Source organism: Coprococcus sp. ART55/1 (genome assembly GCF_000210595.1).
GTDB classification, from domain to species: domain Bacteria; phylum Bacillota; class Clostridia; order Lachnospirales; family Lachnospiraceae; genus Coprococcus; species Coprococcus aceti.
The window spans coordinates 967841-974933 of sequence record NC_021018.1 but is presented as its reverse complement, the minus strand read 5'-3'; the positions used below and the strand labels follow the sequence as shown (position 1 = coordinate 974933).

6 protein-coding genes are annotated in these 7093 nt (G+C 43.6%); 4 read left to right on the top strand and 2 right to left on the bottom strand.

Annotation, left to right across the window (positions count from 1 at the left end; all coding sequences use genetic code 11):
- Positions 1-626: deoxyribonuclease IV (locus CCU_RS04575; protein ID WP_243440858.1), on the bottom strand; the 626-nt coding region annotated here is incomplete at its 3' end.
- Positions 627-818: 192 nt separating this feature from the next.
- On the opposite strand from CCU_RS04575, the gene CCU_RS04570 reads away from it, so the two are divergent.
- The 3 genes from CCU_RS04570 (at position 819) to CCU_RS04560 (ending at position 2502) form a co-directional block, all read left to right on the top strand.
- Positions 819-1178 (top strand): VOC family protein, encoded by a 360-nt coding sequence (locus CCU_RS04570; protein WP_015533742.1) that lies wholly within the window; start codon positions 819-821, stop codon positions 1176-1178.
- A gap of 73 nt (positions 1179-1251) precedes the next feature.
- Positions 1252-1677: an FKBP-type peptidyl-prolyl cis-trans isomerase gene (locus CCU_RS04565; protein ID WP_004850005.1), complete on the top strand. Its 426-nt coding sequence runs from the start codon at positions 1252-1254 to the stop codon at positions 1675-1677.
- A 114-nt stretch (positions 1678-1791) separates the two neighbouring features.
- Complete coding sequence (locus tag CCU_RS04560; protein WP_022217312.1) at positions 1792-2502, top strand: DUF3800 domain-containing protein; 711 nt, start codon at positions 1792-1794, stop codon at positions 2500-2502.
- A 699-nt stretch (positions 2503-3201) separates the two neighbouring features.
- Here the strand turns inward: CCU_RS04560 and CCU_RS04555 are convergent.
- Entirely contained in the window at positions 3202-4704 is a 1503-nt protein-coding gene (locus tag CCU_RS04555; RefSeq protein WP_055273258.1) for a sodium-dependent transporter, read from the bottom strand.
- A 587-nt stretch (positions 4705-5291) separates the two neighbouring features.
- Here CCU_RS04555 and CCU_RS04550 point away from each other — a divergent pair.
- Entirely contained in the window at positions 5292-6884 is a 1593-nt protein-coding gene (locus CCU_RS04550) for an alpha-amylase family glycosyl hydrolase (RefSeq protein WP_015533741.1), read from the top strand.
- Positions 6885-7093 lie beyond the last annotated feature (209 nt).

Sequence of the window (7093 nt, the reverse complement as noted above, 5' to 3'; positions counted from 1 at the left end):
ATCTGATCTTTGCCGATGAGTCTGTCGAACTTCTCCACAACTCCATCGAAATCATGTATGATGTCGTAGCCCGCATCGCTGGTGTGACAAGTGTCAAAGCACACACGAAGCTTGTCATTATGACTCACTCCATCATAGATTCGCGCAAGCTCCTCAAAGTTTCTTCCAATCTCACTGCCCTTTCCCGCCATGGTCTCCAGAGCTATGTGGCATGCGGTGTCCGCGGTCAGGACTTCATTCAGGCCCTTTACTATGCTTGCAATTCCCTTGTCCACGCCCTCTCCTACATGTGAGCCCGGATGAAGGACTATGGTCTGTGATCCCATCGCTGTCGCCCTGTCAATCTCCTTTGCGAGGAATTCCACTGCGATTTCATAAGTCGCAGGATTTACTGTATTTGCAAGATTGATTATATACGGCGCATGGACCACGAACTCCTCTATGCCGTTCTGAGCCATGAGTTCATGTGCCTCCTGTATCCTAAGCTCCGATATATCTTTGCGTCTCGTATTCTGTGGTGCGCCTGTGTAGAGCATAAATGTATTTGCGCCAAATGCCACAGCATCCTTCACTGAGCCTAGCATCATCTCCTTGCCCGACATACCCACATGACATCCTAATTTCAACATAATTTATCTCCATTCATTCTAAACTGGTTTCAGTTTACTCTATCCTCGCCGACTGCACAATACGCTGCCGCTACAATCAATAAATAGCTTTTTCTAATTTTACCATATATTATGTAGACTGTTCGCAAATCATTTGGTAAACTAAATACCAGAAACCAACTTATATTATACATTTGGGAGAAAACCGCTATGCAATTAAAAAATGTACTAATCGTCGTAAATGACATTGAACGATCAAAAAAATTTTACAAAGATATCTTCGGGCTTGAGGTTATCTTGGACAACGAGGGAAATGTGATCCTGACGGGAGGGCTGGTCCTTCAGGATGCAACTATTTGGGCTGAATTCATTGAAAATCTTGTAATTCCACATAACAATGCTTCGGAGTTATATTTTGAAGAAAATAATATCGAGGAGTTTGCACAAAAACTTGATGAGTCGCCATACGACATTGAATATGTCAATCGTCTCATGACTCATTCATGGGGACAAAAAGTCATCAGATTCTATGATCCTGACGGCAATCTTATCGAGGTTGGAACGCCATAATTTTTCCTATATCCATTCCCTCTATTTCATGTTACAATTAATGACATATTACCCAATTGGAGGACAAATTTTTATGAGTAACACAGGAAGAACCTGTAAGGTTCACTACACAGGAACATTCAACGACGGAACAAAGTTCGATTCTTCATATGACAGAGGCGAGCCTATCGAGTTCGTTTGCGGTGCAGGACAGATGATTCCGGGATTTGATCAGGCAGTTGAGGGCATGAACGTTGGCGATATCATCGATGTACATCTTCGTCCTGAGGATGCATACGGAATGCCTGACCCGGAGGCCATCATCAAGGCTCCTCTTGCAGATATGCCTGGCGCTGAGAATCTTGAGGTCGGTAATCAGGTATACCTTGCCAATTCCATGGGACAGCAGTTCCTTGTAAAGGTCATTGAAAAAGATGACGAATCCATCACATTTGATGCAAACCATGAGATGGCCGGCAAAGAGCTCAACTTCAAGATAGAGCTTGTATCAGTGGACTAATAGTAACGATACTTATGTTAGAAGGAACCTTTTCACACTTGACGTCAGTTCCGACGGTCTGTCCCACCCAATTGGACGGACAGTGTGATCCGATTATATAAGGAGGCGGGAATCGTGAACATTTACATAGACGAATCAGGTTCTATCAATAAATATGCCACAAACGATCAGTATTTCGTGGTGTCTATGATCCATGTCCTCGATCCCGTCGCCCTTGAGCGTGCTTACAAGAGATTTATTTCTTCCAACTATGAGATGCTTCTTGATCTGGACAGTGATAAGGTCGATGACATGACCGGCAAGATCACCAAGCACGGCGGGAGAATGTTCCGGGACGGCAAATTCCGTGAACTAAAAGGTGCACAGTTTGACAGAGACATGAAGCACATATTTGTGGATTACTTCTCCAGGAAGCATCACTTTGACGTGTACTATATCATGATGAAGAATGAAAATCTGCCGAACCGATTCTTCGACAACATCTCCAGGACATTCAACTTCTCCATCAAATCTGCCCTGCTCTACTTCATACAGAATGGATATCTTCCTGACGAGGACTGCTTTCTGCAGCTTGACGAGAGGAATGAGCGGGTAGAGAACAAATCATTCCTTGAAAATTATCTGAACACTGAGCTTTCACTGTCAGGTCAGGTCGCAGGTAATTTCTCAGTGAGCTACTTTGACTCGGCCTGCAACAAATTTGTGCAGATAGCGGATGTATTTTCTAATCTGTTCTATTCTCACTTGCAGACCGGACACTATACTGATGAGCTGGAGCTTATGAGGGAACTGGGGATACTTAAAGGAGTCTATGAATTGACATAAATTAATTGTCAAATTTTCTGTTCTTACAATATATTGATTTTTTCCAGTATAAATTGTTTTCTCATTATGTATATTGTTTTTTCATTGTGCATATGATATAATTACCACAGAAATTAAAGAAGATATTTCTATCAGCTCTATACACTAAGCTGACGAAAACCCCAGAGGTTGCACCCTCTGGGGTTTTCTCCGTCTTTTGGGCAAGGCGACGTATTCCCTGGGCTGATCACCACACTACTTATCTCTATCCAGCCACTTGCAAATATAGTAAGCCACTATACCTGCCACAATAGAAATAACCAAAGAAGATATGATATCTATCATGCTCTACCCCCCTTTCTATGCCCATCTAGGGGTGGCAACTACAACAGTATATCATATCTCAGTATATGTTTCGACATACTAAACCATAATTATTGAAATTAGGGCTAAAAGTCCGTGCATACACGGACTTTGGATCGTTGTTCACATAATCAAAAAGGGATTGAACCTTGCGACCCATATCGCGGTTTCAATCCCTTTTTTGAAATATTTAAAATACCAATTGCCTCCGAGCGATGCTCACACAGAACACTTACATAGATAAACGCACTATCGAAGGACTTACTGTTGGTACTTATATATTATCACATTTTGTCTCATAAAACAATGAGTCTGCGTTAAATTCATAAATTTTTTTGAGACATTTCCAAAACGCAATTACTCTTTTGTCTGCTCTCTTCTGCTCCGTCCATGTCCAAACGCCAGATAGCCTATGAAAAGAACAAACAATGCTGCAACTCCCATCCAGATACACAGCAGTTTTGGTCCCTTCGGGGCAAATGTATCATAGTATCCCTTGAAATAGATTACCACAATTATAAGCGGCAGCACGTATGACATGTATTTTCTGAGGTACTGCGGAAACGGCTTACCGATACCGTTGTCTGCCTCAGCGACAAAGTTTTCAAATCCCCATCCATTCTTTCTTGTACAGAACAGGACAAAAAGTAATGATCCGAGTGGGAGGATATTTCCCGATACGAGAAAATCTTCCAGATCCATGATATTTGTACCCGCTCCCATCGGAGTGATTCCTGAGAGCATATTGAATCCAAGCACAGCCGGCAGGGAGAGCACTGATATACCGATCAGATTTATAATAAGTGACTTCTTTCTCTTCCATCCAAACATATCTATACTTATCGATATGATATTCTCAAACACCGCGATAACCGTGGAAAGCGCCGCAAATGACATGAATATGAAGAACAGAATTCCCCACACTCTGCCTCCCGGCATGTGGTTGAACACATTCGGCAGGGTCATAAACAGAAGTGATGGTCCCTTGTCCGGGCTGATCCCGTACGCAAAGCATGCTGGCAATATGATGACTCCGGCCATGAGTGCCACAAATGTATCAAGGTACATAACACTCTTCGCCTCGCCAGACAATTTTCTCTCCTTGCCTATATAACTTCCAAATATCTCCATGGATCCCATACCTACACTGAGTGTAAAGAACGCCTGGGTCATGGCGTCAAATAATACATTGCCCCAGCCTCTGGCATTTGCACGCTCGATACTTGGAACAAGATAGAACTTAAGTCCTTCTTCGTTGCCCGAGAGCATGAGCGAATTCACTGCCATGACTATCATCAGAACTATAAGTGCAAGCATCATGATCTTTGTCACTCTCTCCACTCCGTTCTGAAGTCCCAGTGAACATATACCTATGCAGCACACGATGACCGCAAGTGTGATTGCGACCATAAGTCCCGGTGATGCAAGCATCCCTGTAAATTTGTCTTCTATTGCTTCTACTGACCCACCATGAAGCTGTCCTGATCCCATGACGTACACATAGTATACCATCCAGCCCGCTACCATAGTATAGAACATCATCAGCAGATAGTTGCCGGCATAGGCATACCAGCTGAATTTATGCCAGTTGCCGCCCTTCGGCGCAAGCTCCTTAAGCGCTGAACCAACGCTCTTGCCACTCCCTCTGCCTATCGCAAACTCACAGGTAAGGATAGGATATCCCAGAAGCAGCAGACACAGCAGATATATCACGATAAATATTGCTCCGCCATTCTGCCCGCATATATACGGGAACTTCCATACATTTCCAAGACCAATAGCACATCCCGCCGATACGAGGATGAACCCCAGTCTGGAGGCGAACTTTTCTCTGTCGCCGTTGTTACTTTCTTTACTCATACAATCTTCTTTTGCAGATGTCTGTAAAAATGGCACCTGCCTCCTTCTATTATATATTATCAGGATTATCAGGCTGGCACTATGTGTCGATTTTCAAAACCTGATACGCCCTTTGTCTGTGTCAAACATCTACTTCAAGCCATTACATTATGTATTTTCCATCTCTGCTGACACATACCCTGTGATTGTAACATACATTACAGCATTTGTGTGTTTAAACTTTTACAGATTAAAGCAAATTTTATCCCATATTTGAACCAGATAAAATACAGGTATTTTTATGTTTGCTGCGCGTTTTCAACAAGTATATTTTCCTGCAAAATAAATCTATTAATTTACATATAAAGGATTACATTTTTCCATATTATATTTTATTATAATGAGTAGAATGTTCTTAATACTAATAAGACCGTTCTCCGTATTTTGAGGCAGATTTCTGTGTGGGTTTGCAGTACCTTATACCTTAAACCACCAGCGCATAGCTGCAAGTGCGCTGCTCATATTATGGAGGAACGAATAGTAACGCATGCGCCGCGCGAAGTGCATTTATATGCGCATGCTGCATTTTTATAAGGAGGACATTTATTATGGCTACATGGCTTAAAGATGCAATTTTTTATGAGATATACCCACAGAGTTTTTATGATACCAACGGCGACGGTATCGGTGATTTCAACGGAATCACTGCAAAGCTTGACTATATCAAGTCTCTTGGATGCAACGCTATCTGGATGAATCCTTGCTTTGATTCACCATTTTCCGATGCAGGCTACGATGTAAGGGATTACAAGAAGGTTGCCGAGAGATACGGAACAATGGAGGACATAGAGAACCTCTTCGCTGAGGCTCACAAGAGGGACATGCACATTCTCCTCGACCTGGTTCCAGGCCACACATCTGAGGAGCATGCATGGTTTACCGAGAGCAAAAAAGCTGAGCAAAATGAATACTCAGATAGATATATGTGGACTGACGGATGGCTCTGTGGCGGTGCAGGTCTCAACTACATCGCAGGAGAATCACCAAGAAACGGTGCCTACATCGTCAACTTCTTCAAGTGCCAGCCGGCTCTCAACTATGGAGTGCTTAATCCAACTGAGAGATGGCACAAGAGCATGTACGATCCTGCATGTATCGCAACCAGAGAGGCTATGAAGGACATATGCCGCTTCTGGCTCGACAAGGGCTGTGACGGCTTCCGTGTAGATATGGCAGATTCACTTGTAAAGCATGATGATGCGAACAAGAGCGGAACAGTTGCCGTATGGCAGGACATTCTCGGCGATATACACGCTGAGTACCCTGAGTCAGCATTTGTATCTGAGTGGGGAAAGGCTGAACAGTCAATCAAGGCCGGCTTCGACATGGACTTCTATCTCGACTGGATGGGCAACGGATATAACTCTCTGGTAAGAGATTACGAAGCTCACCTGAATGCATTTGCATCTCTTCCAGAGTCACTTGACGACAGCACGGAGAACAACAGCTTCTTCAAGGCTGACAGCAAAGGAACCTGCGACCACTTCATTGATGAATACATGGGAAGATACGAGCAGATAAAGGACAAAGGTGCTATAGCCCTCATCACAGGAAATCACGACACTACACGTATCAGCTACGGACTCTCGGAGGATGAGTTAAAGCTTGCCTACGCATTCTTCCTGACAATGCCTGGCAATCCATTCATCTACTATGGCGATGAGATCGCTATGAAATTCAGAAGCATGGCAAGCAAGGAGGGCGGATTCACCAGAACCGGCTCAAGAACTCCTATGCAGTGGACAAGCGGTGACAACATGGGCTTCTCATCAGCGCCTGCCGACAAGCTCTATCTGCCGGTTGATCCTGCAGAAAATGCCGCAAATGTTGAGACTTCCGAGGCAGATCAGAACTCCCTGCTCAATACAGTGAAGGCCCTCACTTCTCTCAGACGTTCACAGGCCGATCTGCTGGACAAGAGCAACCTTGAGATCATCAGCAGAAAGCCACTTGTATATAAGAGAGGGAATCTACTCCTTGCAGTGAACCCTAAGAATACGGACACCCAGTCAAGGAAGCTTGCTGAGCTGACTGGTGACGCAAAGGTTATCTATTCTATAGCAATAAACGGCACACAGCCAGGTATCGCTGACGGAGTTATCACTCTTCCGGCACAGAGCTTTGTTGTGATAAGCTGCTAATTTGGAACAATATATAACAACTCAATAACCATATAAAAAGGTCATTACATAATATGGCAATCATCCATACGGATTTCATTCCAAATGTGGATTGCACATATTATGCGATGGCCTCTTTTTATCTTCTTCCCTGTGGTCATCTCCCCAAACTTGTGGTAATATTTAATGGATTATATGCTCATGTGCCACGACAGAATAAGTGCACATGA

Coding starts and splice junctions, on each gene's coding strand:
- CCU_RS04555 (WP_055273258.1), bottom strand. CDS start 4,704: ATGAGTAAAGAAAGTAACAACGGCGACAGAGAAAAGTTCGCCTCCAGA.
- CCU_RS04565 (WP_004850005.1), top strand. CDS start 1,252: ATGAGTAACACAGGAAGAACCTGTAAGGTTCACTACACAGGAACATTC.
- CCU_RS04570 (WP_015533742.1), top strand. CDS start 819: ATGCAATTAAAAAATGTACTAATCGTCGTAAATGACATTGAACGATCA.
- CCU_RS04550 (WP_015533741.1), top strand. CDS start 5,292: ATGGCTACATGGCTTAAAGATGCAATTTTTTATGAGATATACCCACAG.